The sequence below is a fragment of the Psychrobacter sp. BI730 genome (assembly GCF_013414195.1).
Lineage (GTDB): Bacteria > Pseudomonadota > Gammaproteobacteria > Pseudomonadales > Moraxellaceae > Psychrobacter.
In genome coordinates, this window is record NZ_JAATTV010000005.1 from 171,745 (window position 1) to 197,691 (window position 25,947).

Sequence of the window (25,947 nt, forward strand, 5' to 3'; positions counted from 1 at the left end):
CAATGGAATACGATAAGCAATTACAGCGTATAAAAAATAGTTCAGGTTTTATTGCTGCTCTTGATCAAAGTGGCGGCAGCACACCGAAAGCGTTAGAGACTTATGGTGTCAGCAGCGACGACTATGATAACGATGAAGCCATGTTTGATTTGGTTCATGAAATGCGTGCTCGTATCATGACGTGTGACTGTTTTGATAGCGAGCGTGTACTTGGTGCAATTTTATTTGAAGATACCATGGAGCGCGAAGTCAATGGTAAGTCGACAGCTAATTACCTATGGGAAGATAAAAATATCGTACCATTTTTAAAGGTAGACAAAGGTCTGGCTGAGCAAATGAGCGGCGTACAAGTTATGAAGCCAATCCCGAATCTAGATCTATTATTAGATAAAGCAAAAAACTATCCTGTATTCGGTACTAAAATGCGCTCAGTCATCTATGAGCCAAATGTCGATGGTATCGAGCTTGTGGTACAGCAGCAGTTTGATGTGGCTAAGCAAATTATCTCAAAAGGCCTGATGCCTATCGTCGAGCCAGAGGTCAATATTGAGAGCACTCAAAAGCATAAGTGCGAGTTACTGTTGAAGACAGATATACTGCGCAATCTGGAACGCTTGAATGATGAACATCAAGTGATGCTTAAGCTGACGTTACCAGAAGAGGCAGGGTTTTATCAGGAGCTGATTGACCACCCTAAAGTGTTAAAAGTTGTGGCGTTATCTGGTGGCTATAGTCGTAGCGATGCTTGTGCCAAGCTAAAACAAAACCCAGGTATGATTGCGAGCTTCTCGCGTGCTTTTACCGAAGGCTTGAGTAAGCAACAAAGCGATAGTAAATTTGCTGAGACAATTAATGCTTCAATTGAAGAGATTTATGAAGCATCTAAAGTGTAAACATAGTAAATGAAAATTCGCACATAAAGCATAAGTAAATAAGCCAAAAAAAGCCCTACTAGATAAGTGTGCAAATACTTAAATAGTAGGGCCTTTCTTATTTCAAAAGTATAGGTTATTAACTCTACACCTCTTTATATAACTGACGTCCTTCGTTGTTATATTTTTTAGTCATCTCGGCCATGCCTTGGCGAATTTCCTCAGCAGTGGCTTCACCCACTTGTCCGACGAGTTCTGTATTTACTTCTTTGATTAGGTGACCAGCATCGGTTAGGTCACCCGTTTGCGGCGTTACTTTTTGGTTAGCGGTATCTTTATCCAGTCCTGCTGCATATTCACGCACGTTTTGAGTGATTTTCATTGAACAAAACTTAGGACCACACATGGAGCAAAAGTGTGCCGATTTGTGAGCGTCTTTTGGCAACGTCTCATCATGATATTCGCGTGCCGTATCAGGGTCGAGCGCTAGATTGAACTGATCATCCCAGCGGAATTCAAAACGTGCTTTAGATAGCGCATTGTCACGTGCTTGTGCTCCTGGATGACCTTTAGCAAGGTCAGCAGCGTGTGCAGCGATTTTATAAGTAATAATGCCGTCTTTAACGTCTTTTTTGTTTGGTAGCCCTAAGTGCTCTTTTGGTGTGACATAGCATAGCATCGCGGTACCAAACCAACCAATCATGGCAGCTCCGATAGCGCTAGTGATGTGGTCATAACCTGGGGCGATGTCTGTGGTTAATGGCCCTAAAGTATAGAAAGGCGCGTCAGCACATAGCTCAAGCTGCAAGTCCATGTTTTCTTTGATCCGGTTCATCGCGACGTGTCCAGGGCCTTCGATCATCACCTGTACATCATGCTCCCATGCGACTTTGGTCAATTCACCAAGCGTACGTAGCTCACCGAACTGCGCTTCATCATTGGCATCTTGTAAGCAACCAGGACGTAGGCCATCACCTAGACTAAATGCCACATCGTACTGTTTCATAATCTCGCAGATATCTTCGAAATGCGTGTATAAAAAGCTTTCTTTGTGATGGGCTAGACACCACTGCGCCATGATAGAACCACCACGTGAGACGATACCTGTCAGACGTTTTGCGGTGAGCGGTACATAGCGTAATAGCACGCCAGCGTGAATAGTAAAGTAATCCACGCCTTGCTCTGCTTGTTCAATTAACGTATCACGGAATATCTCCCACGTTAGGTCTTCCGCGACGCCATCGACTTTTTCTAATGCTTGATAAATCGGTACCGTACCAATCGGCACAGGAGAGTTACGGATTAGCCATTCACGGGTTTCATGAATATGATTACCCGTTGATAAATCCATAATGGTATCCGCACCCCAACGTGTTGCCCACGTCATTTTGGATACTTCTTCATCGATAGACGAACCCAACGCTGAGTTACCGATATTGGCATTGATTTTCACCAAAAAATTGCGCCCGATGATCATTGGCTCAGATTCAGGGTGGTTGATGTTGTTTGGGATAATTGCGCGTCCAGCTGCCACTTCATCGCGAACGAATTCAGGAGTAATGATTTGAGGAGTATTGGCACCGAAGCTCTCGCCATCGTGTTGACGCATATCGGTCAGTTCATGCTGCTTTTGCGTTTCGCGTATGGCGATATATTCCATCTCAGGAGTGATGATGCCACGGCGTGCGTAGTACATTTGCGTGACGTTCTGTCTTGCTTTGGCGCGACGCGGTTTATCGATATGAGAAAATCTAAGGTTAGCAGTGCTGATGTCGCGAGCACGCGCTTGTCCGTATGAGCTAGATAGGCCACTTAGTTGCTCTGTATCATTGCGTTCTGCGATCCAGTTCTCACGCAATTTTGGCAATCCACGTGTGAGGTCGATATCGACATTAGGGTCGGTATATACACCTGAGGTGTCATACACATAAAACGGTGGATTATGCTCACCGTCTTTATCTCCAGTGCCACCTACAGGCGTATCAGCCAAGCTGATTTCACGCATCGGTACTTGGATGTCAGGTCTTGAGCCTTCGATATAGACTTTTCTTGAGGCAGGTAAAATACGGTGTAGGTCGCGCGCATCTTCTTCGAAACGGGCATCACTTGCGGCACGGTGAGCAGGGGTTTTTAGTGCATCTGCTTTTTTATCTGCCTTGACGTTGGTCGTGTCAGCAGCATTTGAAGCAAGCGTTGTATTGTCGGCTGGGTTATGCGTTTGGGCTTTCGGTGCAATTGAAGTAGTGTCTGCAGTAGTCATATGCTGTCCTAGCGTGTTGGTTTTTGAATAAAATCAACACCGCCAGTATCTGCGGGGGTAGGCATCCATCATCTAGACAAGTTTATATCATGAACCCACAACTTCGACCAAAAAGTATCGTCGCGCATGGTGCTCATCAAATATTGGACGCAGCTTTATATCCTCTCTTCTTATCTGGTTATGCATCACGCATATTAAGACAGTAGTGACGATAAAAATGTATTTCTACGCGCCCTTTGTCATAAATAACAAAGTGCTTAAGACTTCCCTGCGTCGGTACTAACCGCATCAGGTTCGGCGGGTGATCTCTCAGCGAATGTATCAAGGCGACTACTTTAATAAAGCAAGTTTAATAAAGTGAGCCAAAAATACACCGCACCCCGAGTCTGTCAGTGTTGTAAATCAGCCTTCATATTAACAAAATTCTGTACCAACGGCTAATAGTATTTGGATACAAATATTCTGTGTCAAACACACGATTCCATATTTTTGTGAATAATTTTTCTGAGTGTTGATAGATGAGGGTGCTTAGTATTGCTAGGTTGTAGACGAATTATTCAAATATTATGTAAAGCGAATGAAGGATTCTAGAAGTTGTCATTAAACTGTCATAAAGATTTGGCAAGATAGCACGCATATCACAAGCAATGCTTTTTTATACCGTTGTTAAACTTCAGGAGTCCTACATGCGTTATTCGTTATTAGCAGTGGCCGTCAGTTGTACATTAATGCTTACGGCGTGTAATAAGTCAACAGATACGGCGGAGCCAACTGCTGATACTAGCAGTAGCGCTGTGACAACAGCTGAAACAACTTCTCAGACAGCATCTTCTGCTACGTCAGATTTTAAATCTGCTGAAAATATCGCTATGAATATTACAGGTGCAGGTGCGTCTTTCCCGCAGCCTATCTATGCGAAATGGTCATATGACTACAATGCTGCGACCGGTGGCCAAGTCAATTATCAGTCGATTGGCTCATCTGGTGGTATCAAACAAATTCAGTCAAAAACAGTAGACTTTGGTGCTTCTGATGCCCCAATGACGCCTGAAGAGTTAGACGAAGCAGGTTTGATTCAGTTCCCAACAGTCATCGGTGGTGTTGTACCAATTGTCAACATCGACGGTGTTGAGCCTGGCGCACTGAAGCTAGACGGCACAACGTTGGCTGATATCTATTTGGGTAAAATCAGTAACTGGAATGACCCTGCGATTAAGGCGATGAACCCAGATTTGACCTTGCCAGATGCCCCAATCACAACAGTATTCCGCTCAGATGGTTCAGGTACGACGTTTAACTTTACTGACTATCTTGCCAAGGTTTCACCAGACTGGAAAGACACCGTTGGCGTTGATAAAACCGTCAAGTGGCCGACCTCTGCTACTGGTGCAGGCGGTAAAGGTAACGAAGGCGTCTCAAGCTACGTAAACCGTATGAAAAACTCTATCGGCTATGTTGAGTATGCTTACGCTAAGCAGAATAAGATGTCACATACTGCGCTGAAAAACGCAGCTGGTAACATCGTACAGCCATCTGCTGAGACGTTTGCTGCAGCAGGTGATATCGACTGGTCACAACAAGAAGGCTTTTATAAAGTCATCACCAACTCTGAAACTGACCAAGCATGGCCTATCGCTGCTGCGACCTTTATCTTGGTACATAAGCAACCAGAAAATCCTCAGCAAGTCGCTGGCGTGTTGAACTTCTTTGACTGGGCTTATACCCAAGGTGATGACAGCGCCATGGAACTAGACTACGTACCATTCTCTGACACGGCAGTAGCCTTGTTCAAAGAGAAGTGGAACGAAGTGAAAGGTAGCGATGGACAGCCTGTCTACAAGCCAGCTCAGTAATTTGTTTCTGCTAAATACTATTTAGTATCCTACAAGTTATCCTCTCGAATAACTATTCTCCGGTAGTTGTTTGAGAGGTTTTAATACAGCAAATTTGATGAATACATCTCGATAGATATGCTTACTCATACCGTTTAAGTTTGTTGTGTTAAGACCTGATATACATCTTTTTAATATTTCGATTCATCCCATTCAATGCTGAGACACTTATGACAGACTTAAGGTCCCAACTGGCTAAACAAAAACGTTACGACGCTTTATTTGTCAACTCTACTAAGGCGTTTGCCATACTCGTCCTTCTATCTCTAGGGGGCATTTTGGTGTCTCTAATTGTTGGAGCATGGCCGAGTATTCAAGAGTTTGGTTTGGGATTTTATACCAGCAATAACTGGGATACAGTCGCCAATGAATACGGGGCATTAGCGCCTATTTACGGCACCTTAGTCACGTCATTTATCGCCATTGTTATCGCGGTTCCAGTCAGTTTCGGTATTGCGATATTTTTAACCGAGATGTGCCCTAAGTTCCTCAAAAAACCACTTGGTATCGCCATTGAGTTGTTGGCTGGTATCCCATCTATCATTTATGGCATGTGGGGATTGTTCGTATTTGCGCCATTCTTTGGTGATCACATTCAGCCATGGTTTATTGAGCACGTCGGTCCTTTGCCTATTGTCGGTAAGCTGTTTGCAGGTGCACCTATGGGGCTAGGTATGTTTACCGCATCTCTAGTGCTTGCCATTATGATCATACCGTTCATCGCTGCCACCATGCGTGATGTTTTCTCTGTCGTACCAGATCTACTGAAAGAGTCAGCATATGGCATGGGCGCGACGACTTGGGAAGTCATGTTCAAGATTATCCTGCCTTATACCAAAGCTGGTGTCGTTGGTGGTGTGATTTTGGGTCTTGGTCGTGCATTGGGTGAGACGATGGCAGTTACTTTCTTGATTGGTAATGCGTTTAATATCAGTCCAAGCCTATTCACGTCTGGTGTGACGATTACCTCGGCCTTGGCCAATGAGTTTGCTGAAGCGTCTAGTGAGCTACATCTTGCGTCCCTACTACATCTAGGCTTAATCTTATTTGTCATCACCTTCATTGTGCTGTCTTTAGCAAAACTGATGCTCATGCGCATGGATCACAAAGCAGGTAACCGATAAGTCTGTTACCGATTTATTGAACCTTGATAGATATTGATAAAAGATATGGGAAATAAATATTATGCCTGCTAACAATACGATCAATGCACCACTACCTACTAAGCCAAACGGCGCTACCCGCTACAATCAAAGCCTGTATAACAAGCGTCGTTTGACCAACAAGTTAGGTCTAGGCTTTGCCATGTCAGCGATGATTTTTGGCTTGTTTTGGTTATCATGGATTTTGGTGACTTTGTTTGTTGAAGGCTTCCAAGGCATGGTGCAGTTGCCAATCTTTACCGCTGATACGCCGCCACCGATGAGTGCGGGTGGCTTACGCAATGCTATCGTTGGTTCGGTCATGTTGGCGTTTTCAGGCTTGTTTATCGGTGCACCTATTGGTCTTATGACAGGTGTTTACTTATCTGAGTTTTCTAAAGGCAGTATGCTGGGCAAGGTCACTCGCTTTTTAAATGATATTCTATTGTCAGCGCCATCGATTGTCATCGGTCTATTTATCTATGCGCTGATGGTAAAAGGTCAAAGTTTCTCTGGTTGGGCGGGCGCGTTGGCATTGGCGCTGATTGTTATTCCAGTGGTCGTGCGTACGACAGAAAACATGCTGAACTTGGTACCGAATAGTCTACGCGAAGCAGCTTATGCGCTAGGGACTCCTAAATGGAAACTGGTCACTCAGGTAACGGTAAAAGCTGCACGAGCTGGACTGACCACAGGTGTGCTACTGGCCTTTGCTCGAATCACTGGTGAGACAGCACCGTTACTATTTACCGCACTTAACAATCAGTACTTCAGTACAGATATGGGGCAGCCTATTGCTAACTTACCCAATACCATTTACCAGTTTGCGATGAGTCCTTATGACAACTGGCATACGTTGGCTTGGGCGGCAGCACTACTTATCACCGCATCTGTTCTAGTGTTGAATATATTGGCAAGATTTATCGGTGGTAGAGGTCAGCCCAAATAAGGGCTGAGAGCAGACCAGACTGTAGTACGCTACACGCTAAGCATTTACTTAAACTTATATGAAATTAATTGAGCTAGGTTGAAATATTATGAATGATGTCCTAAGCAACGTCCGTACGAACACGACTGCTGACAACTTTAATACGGCAACAGGCAGCCTATTAAATAGACCCATGTCTACTAGCGCCCAAGCTCAGCAACCAAACACTGCTGATTTTAATAAACAAACGATTCAAGATATTCCTAAGAATATGCCTGCTGCAAAAATGGAAGTTCGAGATCTAAACTTCTATTACGATGATTTTCAGGCATTGAAAAACATCAATATCGATATCGCGGATAAAAAAGTGACCGCTTTTATTGGTCCTTCAGGTTGTGGTAAGTCTACGCTACTGCGTACCTTTAACCGTATGTACGATCTATATCCAGGTATGCGCGCAGAGGGCAATATCAATTTAGATGGCAAAAACATCTTGGGTAAAGACATCGATGTGAACTTATTGCGTGCACAAGTTGGTATGGTCTTTCAGAAGCCAACGCCGTTCCCGATGTCAATCTATGACAATGTCGCCTTTGGCGTACGACTATATGAAAAATTAAGCAAAGACGAGCTAGATCATCGCGTCGAGTGGGCACTGAAAAAATCAGCGCTATGGCCAGAAGTGAAAGACAAGCTAAAAGCATCAGGACTGTCGTTATCAGGTGGCCAGCAGCAGCGTCTATGTATCGCCCGTAGCGTCGCGACCAAGCCTGAAGTATTGTTGCTTGATGAGCCGACATCAGCGTTGGATCCTATCTCGACGGGTGCTATCGAAGATTTGATCGAAGATCTGAAAAACGACTATACCATCGCTATCGTCACTCACAATATGCAGCAGGCAGCACGCGTATCTGACTACACGGTCTATATGTATTTGGGCGATATGATTGAGATGGGTGAGACCGATCAAATATTCACCAAGCCTACCCAAACCGCGACAGAAGACTATATTACAGGTCGTTATGGCTAATATTGATTGAGATTGAAGTCGGTACAAGCAGACAAAGCTGATTAGTATGTCATAAGCCGACTTTCTAACTTCATAAGCACACTGCGCTATTAAAATATAGATTCTAGGGAATACCTCTTATGCAAAGTGATAAGCATATCTCCAAAAGTTTTGACCAAGATCTTGATGAAGCCATCCGTTTATTTTTATACATGGGTGATAGCGCGGCTAACCAAGTGGCCAAAGCTATTCATGCTCTGATCGATAAAGATGAAACACTGGCGCAAGAAGTCATCGATATGGATTTCGATATCAATCGAATGGAGGTCGAACTCGACGAGCACATTTTGTTATTGGTCGCCAAGCGCCAGCCAGCAGCCAGTGATTTGCGCTTAGTCATGTCAATCAGTAAAGGTGTGGTTGATTTGGAACGTATCGGCGATGAAGCGGTAAAAATTGCGCGAATGGCCAGTAAAATAGCGGCAGAAGGCAAATCAGCATACGGCTATGCTGAAGTTCAGCATCTGAGCAATCAAGTTCGTCTGATGCTAAACAACTCGCTGGAAGCTTTTAGTCAATCGAATGCGGAGCAAGCGTTTGAAGTGATGCGTAATGACAGCGCGGTCAATACCGAATATCAGTCAGCCATTCGTGCTTTGATGACCTATATTATGGAAGACTCACGCCACGTATCAAAAGTCATTAATATCATGTGGATATTACGATCGCTAGAGCGTATTGGTGACCATGCACAAAATGTCGCAGAGCTAGTGATTAACTATATCAGTGGGCAGGACGTGCGTCATTCAGACTATACGATGGTCGAAAAAGCGGTGCAAGAAGCCAATGATCGCTTAGCTGCTCGTCAAGTTAGCACGTTATCAGCCAATGAGCTTGAAACGTCAGATAGTGATGAAGGCTGATAAGAAAGACATTGATTTTCACCTTATAACAAAAAACGCGCTATAGTAAGCGCGTTTTTTTATAACTACTAAATGTAGCTAGTAGAAAGCAAGTACATCCTAGCTCTCTGGTGTCCAGCCTTGTGCACGCTCATAGTCTTCGTTGTCTAAGAACTTATCACGCTGCTCTGTTAAAAACTTTTTGGCGGCAGGATCCATCATGCTTAGATGATTCTCATTAATAAGCATCGTTTGATGCTCCAGCCATTCTTTCCACGCCTTTTCAGATACGGTCTCTTGCAGCTCTTGACCTTTTTTATTAGGGAAGGGTGGATGCGGCATCTTTGGCAAATCTTGCTTATATTTACGACAAAACACAGTATTTGCTTGAGGGTTAAAAGTCTCAGTCATAAGGCATTCCTTATTCATTATATTAAGTGGTTAAATCAAATATCATATGAGTCTATGATAACGGTCTTGGTAGATTTAGCAAAGGGTACTAATGTATATCGTTAGACCTCTATCCATTTGTTATAAAGTCTTTGGTAGTTGGTGTATGACAAATACTATCTACGTTTAACCTTTTTATTTAGGTTTTCAAAGCTAGTGATATTTTGATAATGACATTGGCTAATCCAGTAGAGGTCATAGGACAAATAAAAACACCCGCGTAAATAGCGGGTGTTAAATTTATATTAGCAGGTTAGCTTTTATTCAAAAGTACTGATTAGGCAAAGGCTTTTAAGCGAGCACGGCCATTGACCACCGCTTGCTTGACTTGGTTTGGTGCAGTGCCACCTAGATGGTCACGAGCTGCTAATGAGCCTTCTAGCGTTAGATAGTCGAAGACATCTTTACCGATAGCATCGCTAAATTGCTGTAGCTGTGCTAATGATAAATCACTTAGATCAACGCCCTCTTTGATGCCTAAAGCAACAGCGTTACCAACCACTTCATGGGCATCACGGAATGCCACGCCTTGACGTACTAAGTAATCTGCCAAGTCAGTCGCAGTCGCATAGCCTTTCATCGTCGCAGCACGCATGCTCTCCTTGTTTGGTGTGATATTCGGTAGCATATCAGCAAATGCTAATAGCGAACCTGTCAACGTATCAACGCAATCAAACAAAGGCTCTTTGTCTTCTTGGTTGTCTTTGTTGTAGGCGAGCGGCTGGCTTTTCATCAAGCTAAGCAAGGTCATCAGCTGACCAAAGACGCGTGCCGCTTTACCGCGTACCAACTCAGGTACGTCAGGATTTTTCTTTTGCGGCATGATCGATGAGCCAGTACAGAAGCGATCTGGTATCTGCACAAAATTAAACTGCGCTGACATCCAAAGAATAATCTCTTCGCTCATGCGTGACATATGCATCATCAAGATAGAAGCCGCTGAAGTAAACTCAATCGCGAAGTCACGGTCTGAAACGGCATCCAGTGAGTTTTGGCAAATACCTTCAAAACCTAGCAATTCAGCAGTGATGGTACGATCGATTGGGAAAGTTGTACCAGCAAGCGCTGCACTACCAAGTGGCATTTGGTTGATACGGTGACGTGCATCGACAAGACGCTCAGTATCGCGATACAACATCTCAAACCATGCCATCACGTGATGGCCAAAGCTAACAGGCTGTGCCGTTTGCAAATGAGTAAAGCCTGGCATGATAGTATCAGTATGCTTCTCAGCTAAATCAAGCAAGCCACTTTGTAAGCGTACTAATAACTCAATAATATTATCAGTCTCTTCGCGCAACCATAGGCGAATATCTGTGGCTACCTGATCGTTACGGCTACGACCAGTATGTAGCTTTTTACCAACGGCACCTATAATATCAGTTAAACGCGACTCTACATTCATATGCACGTCTTCGAGAGCGATCGACCAGTTAAACTCACCTGCTTCAATCTCGCGCAATACTTGCTGCAAGCCGTCAACAATGGTGGCAACTTCATCGGCAGTTAAAATATCACATTCTTTCAGCATCGTTGCATGAGCAATCGAGCCTTGAATATCGTGACGAGCAAAGCGTTGGTCAAAGCCCACAGAGGCAGTAAAGGCAGCAACGAAGCTATCTGTCGCTTCACTAAAGCGCCCGCCCCACATTTGTTGGCCTTGGCTACTAGCAGGCGCAGTCTGCGTTGTGGTACTTGTTATCGGAGCATCTGTGCTAAAATCAGAGACAGATGAACTTTTACTTGATTCAGGATTACTAGGTTTTGAAGAATTGGCGTTCATATCGGTACAAGACAAGTCAGCAGAATAAGAACTCGAGTATAGCAAATGATGAGGTTGCCTTACTAGCTACACGCTTAGAGTTTTTTATTCCTAAACTCATGGAAATCATGAGGCCTTGGCAGTGGCTGACATATATCTTTTTTTGGTCCTTGTTCCTAACGGTAATGGAGCGCCATAGCTTAGCCACTTGGTCAGATTTCATGATTCAGTTTGTACGTAGTTTCATTCAAAATGCTCTAACAGTTATTCCCTCACTGTATTTAGTTGACTACCTACGCCCTGCATTCAAAAATGCCAGTATTCTTAGCGTAAGTATGCGCATTGTATTGTTACTGATGTTTGCTGCTGCAGTTTCGATGGCGTTAGTCACATTATCTATGATTAATTTCGGTTGGCTAACATATGATAGTCGCACGTTTGTATTGAATATCGTGCTTAATACCTTGTTGGCTGGTGTTTTCACGACTGTATTTTTATTATATTTTTTGCGTAGCTACCGTGAGCTAAATGCGCTAAAGCTGTCTTTTGAATATAAACTGACCGCACAAAATGATCTCATAAAAGCCCGTACGGCTCCGCACTTTTTCTTCAATACTATCAATACACTTGTATCACTGATTGAATCGAACCCGCCCAAAGCCGCTGACTTATTACAGCACGTCTCTGCATTGTTCCGTGCTAGTTTTAGTGGTACACGCGAGATTAGCTTTGAAGAAGAGGTCGATCTTTGTGAGCATTATTTGGCAATCGAATCTAGTCGTTTAGCAGACAAGCTCGAAGTCAATTGGACGTTACCTGAAGAAGATATCATGTATGACATGGTTATCACTGCGCTAACGCTACAAAGCGTGCTAGAGAAAATACTGCTCAATGTGGTAGAGATGACGACAGAAACTATCTGCATTAATATCGAAGTCACGTGGGAACAACACCGAGTTAAAATTATGATTGATGTTGCGCTTCCCAAAAAGACATTAATTATCAATCATGATTTGCGCCAGCATATGAATTTCTATATTCAAGCTGATCGTTTGCGTGCCCATTTTGGTCAAAGTGCTGACATTCAAAGCTCGGTAGCCAGCACTCAAATTATCACCATCATCGACTATCCTCTACAAGACGTCGGTTTATAACCTACTGTTCTTTATTAGCTTTCTCCATTTTTTCAACTCTTAAAAGCCTATTTGGCATACTTATTGCATCGCCATGTATAGACGTCATAATTTATGTTTGATAAATAATGATTACGAATAAGTAATATCATAACTACCGTGAAACACAATTACACCATATAAAATCTACCGATAGCAGGAGTATATTGTCCGCTATAAAAACTGGTGGTTTTTGTCAGAATTTTATTAAATAATTTAGATTTTATATTCTAAGTGATTGATAATGAGTGCTAATATAGCCGTAATATTATTAAATAAAATATTAAGTATGTCCTTGGATGGGAGTTTGCATGCGTATCGTAGTTTGTGATGATGAGCCCCTAGCGCGTGAGCGCTTGGTGAGAATTGTACAGGAGTCAGGCCATGAAGTCGTTGCTCAGGCCACAACAGGTGCAGAAGCCATCGTCGCTGTAAAAACCCAGCAGCCAGATATTATATTATTAGATATCCGAATGCCTGAAATGGACGGCGTACGCTGTGCTCAAGAACTTGCCAAACTTGAGCATCCACCAGCGATTATATTTGTGACGGCATACGACCATTATGCGATCGCAGCATTAAAAGCCAATGCAATTGGCTATTTGCTGAAACCTGCAAACAAAGATGAGCTACTAGAGGCATTAAACAAAGCAAAGAACCTAAATGCCGCTCAACTAAACGAAATTCGCAAGCTTGAAGACCCGACAGCACGTCCGATACGTGAACATATCGCTGCTCGTACGCATCGCGGTGTTGAATTGATTAAGCTAAAAGATATCTATTATTTTGCGGCAGATCAAAAATACGTCAAAGTACGCCATAAAGATGGTCTTGTATTGATTGATGAAACGCTAAAAGAGTTAGAGCAAGAGTTCGATGATCGTCTGTTCCGAGTACATCGCAATGCCATCATCAACCTTAGTTATTTGGACTTTTTAGAAACCTTAGACGCAGGCCAGTATCAGATACGTTTTAAAGGTATTGATGAGACGCTAGCGGTCAGTCGTCGTCACTTACCTGCCTTACGTGATAAAATCCAAAGCATGTGATAGGCTGTCCTGATAGCGCCCAATCATCCATATCATCAAACCCTTATTTATGCTTAAATAGGGGTATTTTTTTGCGTCAGCATCTACTATTAATCATTTGAGTCGCCTATGCTTTGGCAAACTTGCCCTATCGAGTAATATCGATATTATTCAGTATAAATACGAATAGTACTGACATAGGGACTATAGCCACTATAGTATTAGTATCGAACTTATTGAGGCCCTTTATGAGCAATCCGCAGCAACCTGTTTTAACTACTCTAAATATTGCTACACGTCAAAGTCCTTTAGCCTTATGGCAGGCCGAGCATATTCGTGATCGCTTATTGGCGTTATATCCTAATCTGACGATTAATTTACTAAAAATTGTCACTAAGGGTGACAAGATTTTGGATACACCTTTGGCTAAAATCGGTGGTAAAGGATTGTTTGTAAAAGAGCTTGAACAAGCGCTGTATGACAAACAAGCAGATATTGCAGTGCATTCATTAAAAGATGTACCGATGCAGCTTCCCGAAGGCCTGACATTAGGCGTCTACTGTAAACGCGCCTCACCAACAGATGCTTTTGTCTCTAATACTTATAATAGTATTGATGAGTTGCCACAAGGTGCAGTCGTTGGGACATCAAGTTTACGTCGTCAATGCCAGATCAAAGCCTATCGTCCTGACCTGCAAATCAAAACCTTGCGCGGCAATGTTGGCACTCGTTTGGGCAAGTTAGATGCTGGTGAATACGATGCCATTATTCTGGCAACGAGCGGCTTGCAACGTATTGAGCTGGACGAGAGAATACGCGGTGAGCTTGATATCGCAGCTTGTTTGCCTGCAGTTGGGCAAGGTGCTTTAGCAATCGAATGCCGTGAAGGCGATGAAGAAGTCCTCAAATTACTTGCACCACTCAATGATGATAAAGCCCGTATTCGGCTTATCGCTGAGCGCGCTCTGAACCGTCATTTAGAGGGCGGCTGCCAAGTACCGATCGCCGCTTATGCAGTTCTGCAGACAGCTGAAGAAACCAGTGTTAAGAATGATAACAATGGCGATAACGGCAATAACGACAGCGGTAATGTGCTATGGCTACGCGGTCGAGTGGGTCAGGCTGATGGTAGCGAATTGTTGAAGGCAGACAAACGAGCTACGTTGGTTGGGACACAAGCTGAGCAAGAAGCCCAAGCCAATCAATTGGGTATCGATGTTGCAGAAATGCTACTTGCCGATGGCGCAGGAGCTATTTTGTCAGCGATCTATCAGCCTGAGTAGGACAAGTATAGTCGCTATAGGCTGGATTAATCGCAAGATAGGCTGATCTAAGCATCAGCCATTTTTGTATACTTAAGCCTTTTTCATTCGTTTTTTTGTCATGGTATACCTATGTCATCAATGCCAACTCAATCTACATACATAACTTCTCATAAGAATTATGCTAATGAGAAGTCAAAAGTAATGCCGCAAATTGTCATCAATACTCGCCCAGTAGAGCGAGCAGCACCGCTGACTCAGCATTTGCAATCGGCAGGATTGGTAGTGGTTGAGATGCCAATGTTGACGCTACGACCACGTCCAACAACTGATCTAGATATTGCATTAATGCGTCAGTGGATGGCAGGGGAGTACAAAGCGCTTGTTATCGTCAGTCCAACTGCGGCAGCTTCAGGGCTAGTCGCTTGGCAATCACTTGAACATGAAAAGCGTAAATACAAAGCGAAAGATAGTAATGGCAAATATGTGCAGAAATTGTCAGAAGGTTTGTCACTACCTAGTTCTCTAATTGCGGTTGGTGAAGCAACGGCGGCAGAGTTCAGTCAGGTGCGTATAGATACAACAAACTATCAAATACTTCAGCCTGAGACGGCCAATAACGAAGGCATGCTAGCAATGCCTGAAATCGATAGCTTACAAGCAGGCGATAAATTACTGATATGGCGGGGGCTTGGTGGACGACGATTATTGGTTGATACATTACAGGCGCGCGGTGTACATATCGATAGTATTGCGTGGTACGAGCGTACGATGCCTATCGATGCAATGGCTCAGTATCAGCAATGGCAACAAGATTTTCTTACTCATAGTACTACGTCATCACAGCAGCCAAAGCCAATTGTCGTCATCAGCAGTGCGGCAGCTTTTGAGCATTGGTCAAATATCGTCAATGACGACCAATCAAAGACGTTAGAAAAAAAGCAAAATACGGATGCAGTGGCTGATATAGCAGAGCGGCCTTCGCTTACGCTAAAAGACTTTTCTTACGTTGTGTTGGGTGAGCGTCTTGCCAATATGGTTGCCGCACAGCAGTTGAGTTACTGGCGAGTAGAGGATTTGTCGCCAGATACGATTCTCTCAGCCATTCATTCTAAAATATAATACCTAAAACTTCTCATTTGCTTTAAACATGTTTATCTATACCAATAACGGTACTGCCTTATGTCAATGAATTCTGAGTCCTTATCTAAGGATCTTTCTACTGTTCAGCAGCGCCGGCAAGCAAATATTTTGCTGCTACGGATGCAATGGCTGGTTATCTTATTACTGATCGCTGCATTATTGTGGTTATATATTAGTCAGCAGCGCTTTCAGCATAGTGTCAACGATCGTTTGCAGAGCAATGAGCAAGTAATCAGTCGACTAAACGAAATGGACGATCGTCTATTTGCTATGAGTCAGCAGACGCTGCCAGAACCTAGAGTTAAAGCCAGTAGCCAAGCTCAGAATCAGTTGGACCTATTGCGTATCCAAATCAAAGCTGCTGATAGACTGTTGGCGGATAGCAATGACAGTGCCGCGATTGAGCTATTGCGGGGTTTACATTGGCAATTATCGCAAAGCAGTAATGAGATTGCGCCTGCGTTAACCATCGTTATCAAGCAAAGTTTGCTAAAAGATATTGAGCGTCTGCAAGCACAAAGCTCGCAGCCAAGCCCATGGCAAATACAAAATCTTGCGATTCAGAACATTCAGGAATTTTTGCACAGTCATGAGCGTCTTGGCAGTTATGAAGGTACGGATCTACAGCGTCGAGAGCTGGTAGATGCAGCTATTGAAAATAAACAGCAGCCTAAAGCAACCAATGCCACTGATACTTCAGCGACTAGTGATACAAATTTAACGCGTCGTCAGCTCACTATTCATGAAGTCATCATGACGTTAAATTTAGCAAGCCAAGCCAGCAATATGCGTAAGCAAGATCAACTTGTTAGCTATTTGGCGCAAGCACGTAAACAGTTAAAAACGTTGGTGCCTAAGGCCTCAACTAGCGACAATAAAAAGTCAGCACAAGCTGGCGCGATTGGCATTGTACAAGCCGATAAAAAACGAATCGATGGTCAAAGTAATCTTGAGACAATGAAAGCACCAAGTGACATACCAGAAGTAATTGTATGGCTAAATCAGTTGATTGCTCATGCACCCAAACCAACGCCATTATTGACGACAGAAATCTTAGACAAGCCGCAACGCTAAAGAGAGTTAGTCACAATAGTTAATACAGAAAATATAAAATGTAAGGTAAGTAATGACCCATTCTAATGAAAAGTCAGCATCTATATCTGACGCAGCAAACGAACACCGCCCTGAATTACTAGCTCATTATCCCGTTATTCATCATCAACCTATCCAGTGGGGAGAGATGGATGCCTTCAATCACCTGAACAATGTGGTTTACTATCGTTACGCTGAGTCAGCACGTATTAGTTATCTGCATGCGCTAGGTATGTTTGATGGTAGTATGGTCACGGTTTTAGCCCAGTCTAGCTGTCAGTATTTACGCCCAGTTACCTATCCTGATACATTATTATTAGGAGTTCGTTGTAAGCGTTTAGGCAATACGAGTATGGCGATGGAATATAGTTACTATAGTACCGCACAAGAAACAATCGTTGCTATGGCAGAAGCAGTCGTAGTACGTCTGGATAGTGATGGTAAAGGTAAATTGCCATGGACAGCAGCAGAGCGTCGACAGCTGCTAGCATTAGAAGCCGAGTTTGGTCATACGCCTGAGCTTTAGGTCGGTTTCTATATGAGTCGATGGTTTATTTTTTCAAAAAAGCTATCTTGAATTAAAATCTAAAAACAAAAAAAGGCACGCTAACATTATGTTAGCGTGCCTTTTTTATCACTCATTCTGCAACTAAACTCTTAAACAGTTTTTAGTCTTGCTGCGGTGCATGAACAAAATCAACCACGTTTAGATCAAAACCTGACAATGCAAAAAACTTCATTGGTGATGATAATAAGCGCATATCACGGACACCTAAATGACGTAATATCTGTGCACCAACGCCGATACTACGATATGGCTGTTGCGTGATGGTTGATTGAGACTCGTTGTCTGCGGCTTTGTCCAACGCATCTCCCAAATCAACTGGCTGATTGCTACCAATCCATACCAGCACACCGCGATCTGAAGCACTGATTTCTTCTAGTGCTGACTGTACGCTCCAGCCACTACGGCCAGTCATATCATTTTTAGCTGCAAACAAATCGCGTAATGGGTGGAAACCGTGTACACGTACAGTGCTGACGCCTTCGCTGACATCACCTTTTACCAAGGCTAAATGTGTTTCTTCAGCGCCAAACTCACGGAAGCGATGTAGCGTAAAAGTACCGTGTTCAGTTTCAAACGGATGTGACTCAATCTCTTCTACCGTTTGCTCATTCGCGATACGATAATTGATAAGGTCAGCAATCGTGCCTATCTTGATGTCATGTTCTTTTGCAAATATTTCAAGGTCGTCACGGCGCGCCATCGTACCATCTGCATTGATAATCTCTACAATCACCGCTGCAGGCTCTAGACCTGCTAAACGTGCTAAATCACAACCCGCTTCTGTATGGCCTGCACGGTGAAGAACACCGCCGTTTTGGGCCATAATTGGAAAAATATGTCCAGGCTGAACGATGTCTTCAGGCTTTGCTGATGAAGATACCGCTGCCTGAATAGTACGTGCACGATCACCAGCAGAAATACCCGTAGTGACGCCTTCAGCCGCTTCAATTGAAACAGTAAAGTTGGTGCTAAACTTCGCCTCGTTACGATCTGACATTAGTGGCAGTGCCAATTGCTGGCAACGTGCTTGTGATAAAGTCAAACAAACCAAGCCGCGTGCGTGAGTAATCATAAAGTTAATATCTTCAGGGCGCACATGCGTCGCTGCCATGATGATATCACCTTCATTTTCGCGGTCTTCATCATCCATCAAGATGACCATTTTTCCAGCACGAATGTCTTCGATAATCTCAGGGATTGCATTTAAACTCATAGTAAATCTCAATATTTTATTATTTATAAATAGGTGTCATTTAGAATATAAGGCTCTATCTGCTTATTGTAGCAGTAGATAATACAAAGCGCTGTTACGGTCAAGCAAAGCGCTGTTACGGTCAAGCAAAGCGCTACTACGGTCAAGTAAATCGCTACTACGGTCAAGTAAATCGCTACTACGGTCAAGTAAATCGCGCTATAAGCAATATCATTTGATATAAAAGTGACTCGCTTAATTGCCTGTATATATCATTATGAGGTTATTTTAACGCTTTTCAGCGTCACGTGCTGCGCCATCTTCCCACTATATCGTTCAGTATGTCAAAAATAGTCATAAATATTATCAATGAACATCAAAACTGACTCATAAAACTGTGCGTTATATTTTTATTGATCTATATCGTAGTTAATCATTACTCGCTGCTTGGCTTTTTAGCCAGTCCATAAATTGCTTACTGTGCTGCTCACGCTGATTATCTGCAAACTCGTAAAAACTGGTACCAACCAAATTATCTGGTAAGTAGCTTTGAGGATAGTAATGGTTAGGATAATCGTGCGGGTAAGCATAACCTTGACCGTAGCCTTGACTACGCATCAGTTTGGTCACGCCATTGCGCAAGTGTAGCGGTATAGGTGAGGCATCTTTTTCAGCCAACGCCATCGCAGCATTGATCGCTTTATAAGTGCTATTACTTTTGGCACTGGTCGCTAGATACACCACAACTTGACCTAAAATAATACGCGCTTCTGGCATACCAATAGATTGCACACTACGCAATGCTGCATCAGCTAGGAGTAAAGCATTAGGATTGGCATTACCAATATCCTCACTGGCCAAAATCACCAAGCGCCGCGCAATAAAATCAGCAGGCTCGCCGCCTACGAGCATACGTGCCATCCAATACAATGCCGCATCCGGATCTGAGCCACGGACTGACTTTATCATTGCTGAGATAATATCGTAATGCTGCTCACCATCTTTGTCATATCTTACCAAAGCAGTCTGTGCCACTCGGCTGACCAATTCATCATCGATAATCACTGGCGACTGTTTGGCATCAGCGGTCTGAATAGCTAACTCTAATAAGTTTAGCGCCTTTCGAGCATCACCGTGGGCCAATTGACTAATGGTATCTTTTGCTTGTAAGTCGACGGTTAGTTTTTTGAGTATATTATCTTCTGAAAGGGCTCGTTGCAGCACGGCACTTATCTGCTCAGGCGTTAACGGCTCTAAACGATATACTTGGCAACGTGATAGTAGAGCGTTGTTGACACTAAATGATGGGTTTTCAGTGGTAGCACCAATCAGAGTAATATCACCAGACTCTACCGCACCCAATAGCGCATCTTGCTGTGCTTTATTAAAGCGATGAATCTCATCAATGAAGACCACAGGTGATTCAAATGCCAGTGAGTCTTTATTATCTAGGACTTCGCGTAACTGTTTGACCCCTGTATTTAACGCGGAAAGCGCATGAAAAGGTCGATTCACGGCATCGGCTAACAACATCGCAATGGTTGTTTTGCCAATACCTGCTTCACCGTGCAGGATAATAGATGGCAGGTGTCCTTGCTCTACTAAACGTCGTAGCGGTGCACCAGTTGCCAGCAAATGCTCTTGACCAATGATTTCGGTAAGAGAAGTAGGGCGCATACGCTGAGCAAGTGGAGTATCGGCATGGAAGTTAGGTGGCATAAGACTCTCTATCGAAAAATGAAAAAACTATTTACTAGCTGTAAAAGTAGTAACGGCAAGGTCTCTATAGTTAAATCCAAATAACAGCATACTAGTCTAACTCCATCATTCTCATTGGGTTTCGACACTCATATATGTTTGGCATGATTTTCGCAGCAATTTTATAATAGCAATGAGTATTAGACATCAGCAGTAGAAGTAAGCTAGTTTATAAGGATGGTACTTGTTACAAGTCATACGCGCTAGGTTAACGCAAAAATATGTTAATGAAAGCTAACTAAGCGTATAGCTTGTGTCCCGAACACTTTAGTTTTCGTCATTGACCTATATTAATGGCTCTACTATTAACAGTTCTACCGTATTGATGGGAAAGGTTGGCTAATTGCGACTGTTAACTATTAAACACTAAAAATGGCTTATCAAATATAAGGTATTGCATTAACGATGTCTGAACTGACTCTTAAACGCTTATTCAATCGCTACTTGCGTAGTGATACAGGCAAGCAGCAATCACGTTATCTGACAGCTGGCGAGATAGCGTTGGCGTATTCAATATTTGGTGACAGCATCAAACTTGATGAAGTGCAGTTAAAGACAGCGTGGTGGGTACTAAAACATTATGCCGTCAGCCCTAATGGCAATATTTACTTTAATTCAGTTGATTGGATTACGGATTTTAGCGAAGCTCCACTGAGCAAACAAAGCTGGCTCATACACGAGCTAACGCACGTATGGCAGTTACAGCAAGGCTTAAAAGTGGTACGCGGAGCGATTATCAACCGAAAATACGACTACGTGTTAGAAACAGGTAAATCATTTTTTAAATATGGTATTGAGCAGCAGGCACGCATGGTTCAAGACTATTTTGTACGTCGCCATCGTGGTCAGAACTGCCAAGAGTGGGAAGCTTGTATTCCATTCTTGACGGTGCAGCCTATTGTTAAGGTAAAAAATACTGATGATCCATCAGTCATCTAATTTTAAAGAATAAGATTAAGCTTGGCTATGATAAGTCCTAACCGAGCTATAGAACGATACATTAACTGAAACATAGGTCAGTTGGATAAATACTGGATAACTATATTGGACGATTTAACAGTTAGTTGTGTTGCTAAAAATCAAAGAATAATGAACCGCAATTATAATTTACCCTTTAATAATTTTGCTTTACCAAAGGATATACACTCTCATGTTTAAATTTTTGTCAGTAAAGCCTAATGTTGATACCCGCTACCAACCGACTTTGCTTGTAGCCGCACTGTCAGGAGTATTGTTTTTGACAGGCTGTCAGCAGTCTGACACATCGCCTGTAGCTGATGACAGTCAAACCAGTGAAAAAACAAGCGTAGAAGACAGTAAGCCTATGCCAAAAAGTGACTCAGCTGCGGCGCGCATAAAACAATTTCAGCCGATATATGTCGCACAGGCGCAGAGTTTACAGAGACGATTGCAAGCGGAATATGAGTCATTGCAAGCGGCAGATGCGTCAGACAGTGAGGAGCTTTTATTACTGAATACTAATAATAATGAAAATACAGATAGTAATAACGAAGTAGCGACCGATGATACCGCTCCCATTGCGAATACTACTGCTACCAGTTCTGCAGAAGTGGCGTCATCGAATATCGATATTGACGCGATAGACAGTGATCCAAATGTAAATGCAGAGGTAGATGTCAATACTAGCACTGAAGTTGGTGAGCGTGATTTAAAAGTTTTGAAACGCATCAGTCTTGAGCCGCGTAAACCTGTTATGTTGACCGAGGATCAAATCATAGAGCGCTATCAGCAAACTATGGACGCCTTGTATCAACCGGTGACTATACCGCTGAGCGCAGAGGATTCTGATACATTAATCAATGTGGCGACCTTGGTTCCGCAGTTATTTGAGCATGCAGAGATTGCTGGTAGAGTAAGTGCAAAAAGTCCGGCACTTGCCCGTTTAATCATCCAACATCAGGTATGGGAACAAATAGAAGCCCAGCAAGTGGTTGATATGCAGCAAATGAAACAGAAGCAGCAACAAGAGTTTGAAGCTTTAATGGCTAAATTTAATGAAACTATCGAAGGATACGATGAGCAGATTGCCAAATATGAGCAAACTTTAAAAGAGTTTCAGTAACTGATTATATTTTTATGAACTGATTGAATTAATCATTTCTCATAAAACAATCAATATCAAATAACGAAAGTTAAGACAATAAAAAATCCCGCCATCGTGCGGGATTTTTTATTGGGTAACGATTATTTTTGCTTACTTGCGATCTTCAACTTTTACAAAATCACGGCGCGTTTCACCAGTGTATAACTGACGTGGACGACCAATTTTGAACGGAGCGCTGTGCATTTCTAACCAATGGCTGATCCAACCTGAAGTACGAGCCAATGCAAAGATCACGGTAAACATTGACGTTGGGATGCCAATGGCTTTCAAAATGATACCAGAGTAGAAATCAACGTTTGGATATAAGTTACGCTCGATGAAGAACGGATCTTCTAACGCAATTTTCTCTAGTGCCATTGCCAATTCAAGCTTAGGATCGTTGATACCTAGTGCTTCTAGTACTTCATCACAAGTCTCTTTCATTACTTGAGCGCGTGGATCGAAGTTTTTGTAAACACGGTGACCAAAGCCCATTAGCTTCACTTCACGGCTCTTCACTTTTTCCATGAACTCAGGCACGTTCTCAACAGTACCGATTTCGTCTAGCATCTCAAGAACAGCTTCGTTCGCGCCGCCATGTGATGGTCCCCAAAGGGCTGCAATACCAGCAGCGATACATGCATAAGGGTTTGCACCAGTAGAACCAGCTAAACGTACCGTTGAGGTAGAGGCGTTTTGCTCATGGTCAGCGTGCAAGGTAAAGATTTTGTCCATTGCGCGAGTGATAACGTCGTTTTTCTCGTAGTCTACGTCAGCAGGTGTTGCAAACATCATGTATAAGAAGTTTTCTGCGTAGTTAAAGTCATTACGCGGATACATGAACGGTTCGCCTTGTGAGTATTTATAACTCATCGCAGCAAGCGTAGGCATCTTAGCAATCAGACGAATAGCTGTGATTTCGCGATGTTCTTCATTGCTCACGTCTAGGTCTTCATGATAGAACGCTGATAAGGCACCAACAACACCAACCATAATAGCCATTGGATGCGCGTCGCGGCGGAAGCCTTCAAAGAATTTACGCAATTGATCATGAACAGCAGTATGCTCGCGGATTTTTTCGAAAAAGTCTGCTTTTTGCTCAGCAGTAGGTAGGTCACCATGTAGAAGTGCATAAGCAACTTCTAGGTATTCAGCGTTGTTCGCTAGCTCGTCGATAGGGTAACCGCGGTGTAATAACTCGCCTTTGCCACCATCAATATAAGTAATCTTTGATTCAACAGGAGCGGTTACTTTAAAACCAGGGTCATAAGACCAAAATCCTGATTCTTGTAAAGCAGCAATATCGATAACTGGGCGCCCTAAAGTACCTTTAATAATAGGAAGTTCGTATTCTTCACCATTCACGGTTAGTTTGGCATTAGTATCAGCCATAAATTGCTCTCCATTGGTTTGACTTGTTAGAATAAATTACTACAGACGCATACCCTCGCGTCATTGTCGGTTGAACGGTAAAAGTGCATTCAACTCATTTAGTACGCAGGGTATATTAGCAGCAATTCTTGATGATTTGAAAAAACTTTTATGGACCATGTGTCCAATTGGCGCGGTGTGGCGGTGGTTATTCGCTGTAATTTTTGTATCAAAATATGTCTGTCAGGTTATTTTGCTTAAAATTCCTCTGTTTTTGAGCAAGTTTATAGCAGCATTATCGAGCCAATATTTTGGGTTTCTAAATATATTTTAGAGACAAAACTCATAAATAATGACACTAAAAACTGGCAGACTATGCCTAGTAAGCGGATTAAAGTTTGTCATAATAATTACTGTCAAAACTAGCATTATTCTTATCCATTCATTTATTGATTAAATATGTATATATTCTTACTGAATGGATAAATTTGTAATTATTGCTCAGGCATTTTATAATTGTAGGAATTAACTGGCACTAGCTTTGCGCGAATTAATAAATGACCATGTTATAGTGTCGTTCAGAGCGTCTTCTATTCACGCTTGTTTACGATTGTCTGGTGTTACGATAGACCAAACCGCATTCTATGGTTTGAATTTTCTTCTTAACCAATATTTTTTATTTGTTTGGCACAGGATTTCAAGTGCCTAATACAAGGTCTGCTCTGATATAGAAGACATAGTAACGTTGTCTTACTATTCATACGACCTCTAAAATAGACTGGTTAGTCGATGTTACTCATGTTTATTTTCTTTGTTGTATAATAGATAGGTTGTTTGATAGGCCTGTCGATTCGACAAGCGACATTGAACAGTCTATCAATACCTTTATATACATGATCCTTTCTTCATATTTAGCGCAAACTAAACGAAGTCAGCTAGCTCTTCCTTACTTTATTCGTCTCGTGTGTTGCTCAATGCTCAATTGGCACTATTTATGTCAGGCATTGATAGCAGATACAGGAGTATAACCGCAAAAGGATGCCCGCTGTGAAAAGCAACCGACCTATTGATCTGCCTTTAAGCCAAGTGATTAGCGTTAATCGCTCACCGATCGCGATCGCCTCTATCTTGCATCGTATCTCTGGCATTATTTTATTTTTACTGATTCCTGTCATGTTATGGATACTACAGAACTCATTGGCATCGCCTGAGAGTTTTGCGACCGTATTTGACAATGTACTTGTGCGCTTTTTGGCATGGATATTTGTTGCCGCCATTGCATATCATTTTGTAATGGGTATCAAACATTTATTTGCTGATATGGGCATGAACGAAGAGCTAAAATCTGGCCGCACTGCCTCTATGGTCAGTTTTGTGATTGCAGCGATTTTAGTTGTCGCGTCATTTGTATGGGTGATGTTCTAATGATAAAAAATGATTCAGGAATCAAAAGTGCTACTGGTCTGACAGGTTCAGGCTCACGTGATTGGATTATTCAGCGTATTAGTGCTGTTGTTTTAGCCGTTTATAGTGTGGTGTTGCTGGGCTTCTTTTTGACCCATGGCGATGTCACTTTTGTTGAATGGTCATCATTTATGACCAGCCTACCGATGCGTCTATTCAGCTTGGTTGCAGTACTTGCACTAGCTGGTCATGCTTGGGTTGGGATGTGGACAGTATTTACTGACTATATTACAACAGGCAAACTGGGCTCAAGCGCAGCAGGTTTACGTTTAGTACTACAGTCATTGATGATTATCGCTATTTTAGTATTTCTATTTTGGGGCATCATGATTTTTTGGGGTAACGGTTTCGGTATCGCTGCCGTTTAACCATCTCATAAAAAGCTCTGATATCTATATATAACGACGGATGTATCTAGCTGCTACATTAGTTGGCAAAGTACTTTAGATTCATCCGTTGATAGCCAAGAATAGTCATAGCATTGGACTGGCATTACTGATCAGCTAATCTGATTATAGTTGAGTAGGCTTAGTTCAGTATAACGATAGATATGCAAATTAAGTGGTTAACGACTAT

22 protein-coding genes and 1 riboswitch are annotated in these 25,947 nt (G+C 42.7%); of the genes, 16 read left to right on the forward strand and 6 right to left on the reverse strand.

What is annotated here, in order from left to right; all coding sequences use genetic code 11:
• The first annotated feature begins 2 nt into the window (after positions 1-2).
• Entirely contained in the window at positions 3-893 is an 891-nt protein-coding gene (locus HCZ91_RS05445) for a fructose bisphosphate aldolase (protein ID WP_179798590.1), read from the forward strand.
• A 124-nt stretch (positions 894-1,017) separates the two neighbouring features.
• Here HCZ91_RS05445 and thiC read toward each other — a convergent pair whose 3' ends face one another.
• Positions 1,018-3,132 (reverse strand): phosphomethylpyrimidine synthase ThiC, encoded by a 2,115-nt coding sequence (gene thiC, locus HCZ91_RS05450; RefSeq protein WP_218870057.1) that lies wholly within the window; start codon positions 3,130-3,132, stop codon positions 1,018-1,020.
• Between the two features lie 248 nt (positions 3,133-3,380).
• A riboswitch (TPP riboswitch) is annotated at positions 3,381-3,525 on the reverse strand.
• Positions 3,526-3,818: 293 nt separating this feature from the next.
• Here thiC and pstS point away from each other — a divergent pair.
• From pstS to phoU, 5 genes are all read left to right on the forward strand, one after another.
• Positions 3,819-4,985, forward strand: a complete 1,167-nt coding sequence (gene pstS / locus HCZ91_RS05455) for a phosphate ABC transporter substrate-binding protein PstS (protein ID WP_057757805.1) — start codon at positions 3,819-3,821, stop codon at positions 4,983-4,985.
• A gap of 209 nt (positions 4,986-5,194) precedes the next feature.
• Positions 5,195-6,148 carry a phosphate ABC transporter permease subunit PstC gene (gene pstC, locus HCZ91_RS05460; protein ID WP_102092671.1) on the forward strand — a complete coding sequence of 318 codons (954 nt, stop codon included), beginning with the start codon at positions 5,195-5,197 and terminating at the stop codon, positions 6,146-6,148.
• Positions 6,149-6,209: 61 nt separating this feature from the next.
• Positions 6,210-7,115: a phosphate ABC transporter permease PstA gene (gene pstA / locus HCZ91_RS05465; protein ID WP_179798591.1), complete on the forward strand. Its 906-nt coding sequence runs from the start codon at positions 6,210-6,212 to the stop codon at positions 7,113-7,115.
• Positions 7,116-7,365: 250 nt separating this feature from the next.
• Entirely contained in the window at positions 7,366-8,124 is a 759-nt protein-coding gene (gene pstB, locus HCZ91_RS05470; RefSeq protein WP_218870065.1) for a phosphate ABC transporter ATP-binding protein PstB, read from the forward strand.
• 119 nt (positions 8,125-8,243) lie between these two features.
• Entirely contained in the window at positions 8,244-9,026 is a 783-nt protein-coding gene (gene phoU / locus HCZ91_RS05475) for a phosphate signaling complex protein PhoU (protein ID WP_179798592.1), read from the forward strand.
• Between the two features lie 99 nt (positions 9,027-9,125).
• Here phoU and HCZ91_RS05480 read toward each other — a convergent pair whose 3' ends face one another.
• Both HCZ91_RS05480 and argH read right to left on the reverse strand, forming a co-directional pair.
• Positions 9,126-9,416 (reverse strand): oxidative damage protection protein, encoded by a 291-nt coding sequence (locus HCZ91_RS05480; protein ID WP_057757820.1) that lies wholly within the window; start codon positions 9,414-9,416, stop codon positions 9,126-9,128.
• A 316-nt stretch (positions 9,417-9,732) separates the two neighbouring features.
• Entirely contained in the window at positions 9,733-11,106 is a 1,374-nt protein-coding gene (gene argH, locus HCZ91_RS05485; RefSeq protein WP_179798618.1) for an argininosuccinate lyase, read from the reverse strand.
• A gap of 239 nt (positions 11,107-11,345) precedes the next feature.
• Between argH and HCZ91_RS05490 the strand changes: the two genes are divergently transcribed.
• The 6 genes from HCZ91_RS05490 to HCZ91_RS05515 all read left to right on the forward strand — a co-directional run bounded on the left by HCZ91_RS05490 (position 11,346) and on the right by HCZ91_RS05515 (position 17,440).
• Positions 11,346-12,371 (forward strand): histidine kinase, encoded by a 1,026-nt coding sequence (locus tag HCZ91_RS05490; RefSeq protein ID WP_257019980.1) that lies wholly within the window; start codon positions 11,346-11,348, stop codon positions 12,369-12,371.
• 329 nt (positions 12,372-12,700) lie between these two features.
• Entirely contained in the window at positions 12,701-13,438 is a 738-nt protein-coding gene (locus tag HCZ91_RS05495) for a LytTR family DNA-binding domain-containing protein (protein ID WP_179798594.1), read from the forward strand.
• Positions 13,439-13,665: 227 nt separating this feature from the next.
• Positions 13,666-14,700, forward strand: coding sequence for a hydroxymethylbilane synthase (gene hemC / locus HCZ91_RS05500; RefSeq protein WP_179798595.1), 1,035 nt, complete (start codon positions 13,666-13,668; stop codon positions 14,698-14,700).
• Between the two features lie 111 nt (positions 14,701-14,811).
• A complete protein-coding gene (locus HCZ91_RS05505) occupies positions 14,812-15,801 on the forward strand; it encodes a uroporphyrinogen-III synthase (RefSeq protein ID WP_179798596.1) in 990 nt (329 codons plus the stop codon).
• A 60-nt stretch (positions 15,802-15,861) separates the two neighbouring features.
• Positions 15,862-16,896 carry a hypothetical protein gene (locus HCZ91_RS05510; RefSeq protein ID WP_179798597.1) on the forward strand — a complete coding sequence of 345 codons (1,035 nt, stop codon included), beginning with the start codon at positions 15,862-15,864 and terminating at the stop codon, positions 16,894-16,896.
• Positions 16,897-16,948: 52 nt separating this feature from the next.
• Positions 16,949-17,440, forward strand: a complete 492-nt coding sequence (locus tag HCZ91_RS05515) for an acyl-CoA thioesterase (protein WP_179798598.1) — start codon at positions 16,949-16,951, stop codon at positions 17,438-17,440.
• Between the two features lie 142 nt (positions 17,441-17,582).
• On the opposite strand, the gene ribBA is transcribed toward HCZ91_RS05515, so the two are convergent.
• Both ribBA and HCZ91_RS05525 read right to left on the reverse strand, forming a co-directional pair.
• Positions 17,583-18,695: a bifunctional 3,4-dihydroxy-2-butanone-4-phosphate synthase/GTP cyclohydrolase II gene (gene ribBA / locus HCZ91_RS05520; protein ID WP_057757842.1), complete on the reverse strand. Its 1,113-nt coding sequence runs from the start codon at positions 18,693-18,695 to the stop codon at positions 17,583-17,585.
• Between the two features lie 408 nt (positions 18,696-19,103).
• Positions 19,104-20,393 (reverse strand): replication-associated recombination protein A, encoded by a 1,290-nt coding sequence (locus tag HCZ91_RS05525; RefSeq protein WP_179798599.1) that lies wholly within the window; start codon positions 20,391-20,393, stop codon positions 19,104-19,106.
• A gap of 444 nt (positions 20,394-20,837) precedes the next feature.
• Between HCZ91_RS05525 and HCZ91_RS05530 the strand changes: the two genes are divergently transcribed.
• Positions 20,838-21,371 carry a type IV secretion protein Rhs gene (locus HCZ91_RS05530; RefSeq protein WP_179798600.1) on the forward strand — a complete coding sequence of 178 codons (534 nt, stop codon included), beginning with the start codon at positions 20,838-20,840 and terminating at the stop codon, positions 21,369-21,371.
• Positions 21,372-21,582: 211 nt separating this feature from the next.
• Positions 21,583-22,515: a hypothetical protein gene (locus tag HCZ91_RS05535; protein ID WP_257019981.1), complete on the forward strand. Its 933-nt coding sequence runs from the start codon at positions 21,583-21,585 to the stop codon at positions 22,513-22,515.
• A 132-nt stretch (positions 22,516-22,647) separates the two neighbouring features.
• Here HCZ91_RS05535 and gltA read toward each other — a convergent pair whose 3' ends face one another.
• Positions 22,648-23,928, reverse strand: coding sequence for a citrate synthase (gene gltA / locus HCZ91_RS05540; protein ID WP_102078275.1), 1,281 nt, complete (start codon positions 23,926-23,928; stop codon positions 22,648-22,650).
• 1,017 nt (positions 23,929-24,945) lie between these two features.
• Between gltA and sdhC the strand changes: the two genes are divergently transcribed.
• Together sdhC and sdhD are read left to right on the forward strand one after the other, a co-directional pair.
• On the forward strand, positions 24,946-25,332 hold the full coding sequence (gene sdhC, locus HCZ91_RS05545; RefSeq protein ID WP_082624524.1) for a succinate dehydrogenase, cytochrome b556 subunit: 387 nt from the start codon (positions 24,946-24,948) through the stop codon (positions 25,330-25,332).
• A gap of 2 nt (positions 25,333-25,334) precedes the next feature.
• Complete coding sequence (sdhD, locus tag HCZ91_RS05550; protein ID WP_057762261.1) at positions 25,335-25,739, forward strand: succinate dehydrogenase, hydrophobic membrane anchor protein; 405 nt, start codon at positions 25,335-25,337, stop codon at positions 25,737-25,739.
• The last annotated feature ends 208 nt before the right edge of the window (positions 25,740-25,947 follow it).